General features: G+C 78.0%; 1 protein-coding gene. It reads left to right on the top strand.

All coding sequences use genetic code 11. The annotated features are described in order from the left end of the window. Window positions 1-53 precede the first annotated feature (53 nt). Window positions 54-1173, top strand: a 1120-nt coding sequence (locus tag RI554_11635) for a hypothetical protein (GenBank protein ID MDR9392664.1), incomplete at its 3' end; no start/stop codon positions are given.

Raw genomic sequence — 1173 nt, 5'->3', positions numbered from 1 at the left:
TGCTGCACGACGTCCGCCGCACCTGGTTGGTGCCCAACGGGACGGCCACGCCCGTGGCCCCCGACGTGCCCACCCCGACCGACGGCGACCTCCTCCCGACCCCGTTCGGCCTGGTCGGCCGCGAAGCGGATCTGTTGGCGGTCCTCGACCGTCTCGCCGACCCCACCCTCCCCTGGCTCACCCTCACCGCGGGCCCCGGACTCGGGACGTCGACGCTGGCCTCCGAAGCGCTCCGCCTGCACGTCGCCCGCACCGACGACCGCGTGGTCCGCCTCGACGCCCGCAACGCGCAGGACGCAGGCGCCCTCGTCCAGGCCATCGACGCGGTCCGCCCGCCCTGGCCGGATCCCGACCGCACGACGTTCGTGTGGCTCGACGACCTGCCCCCCGGCCTGCTGACGCCGCACGATGCGGAGGCCCTCACGACCGGACCGGGCCCCGTTCGCATCGTCGCGACCGGCGCCGCACCGGTCGGCCACGGGCGCGAACGGGTGTGGTCGCCGGGGCCGTTGGCGGTCCCCGATCTCGACGTGCGCGATCCCGAACGCATGACCGACGCGCCCGCGACCGAACTGTTCCTGGCGTCCGCCCGGCGGCACGGCTGGACCGGGATCCCCGCCGACCTGGACGCCGCGACCCGCACGAGCGTGGCACTCGCCACGCGGCTCCTGCAGGGTCACCCCCTGTCGCTCGTGCTGGCCGGGTACGCCTGGGCGCGCGGGGACCTGGGCGACCCGGTCGCCCCCCTCCCCGACCTCGCCCGACGCCTCGAGGTGAACGCCCCCGACCTGCCCCCGCACCAACGCTCGCTCCTGGCGCACGGTCGCGCCGCCGGTGCCGCGGCCCCGCCCGACCTGGCGCCGTTCCTGCGTCGCCTCGCGTTCGTCGGCGTGCCGGCGTCGGTCGCCACGCTGGCGCACGCCGACGCTCGCGACGAGGCCCTCGTCCGGCGCGACCTGTCCCGCCTCGAGGCGCTCGGGCTCGTCACCCGGTCGGGCGGCGCCGGCCACCCCCCGACCTACCGCGTCCCGGCGGGGCTCCGCGCGGCGCTGCGCGCCGACGCCCACGAGACCGCCGACGCGGACGCCGACGCGGCGTTCGTCGCGCGCTACCGCGACGACGTCTTCGCGCGCCTCACCCGCGTCGCGGACGCCCTCCAGGGGCCCGGCGAGG

The organism is Trueperaceae bacterium (assembly GCA_031581195.1).
Taxonomy (GTDB): Bacteria; Deinococcota; Deinococci; order Deinococcales; family Trueperaceae; genus SLSQ01.
The sequence above is the reverse complement of the archived record's forward strand: the minus strand, read 5'-3'. Positions and strand labels throughout refer to the sequence as shown.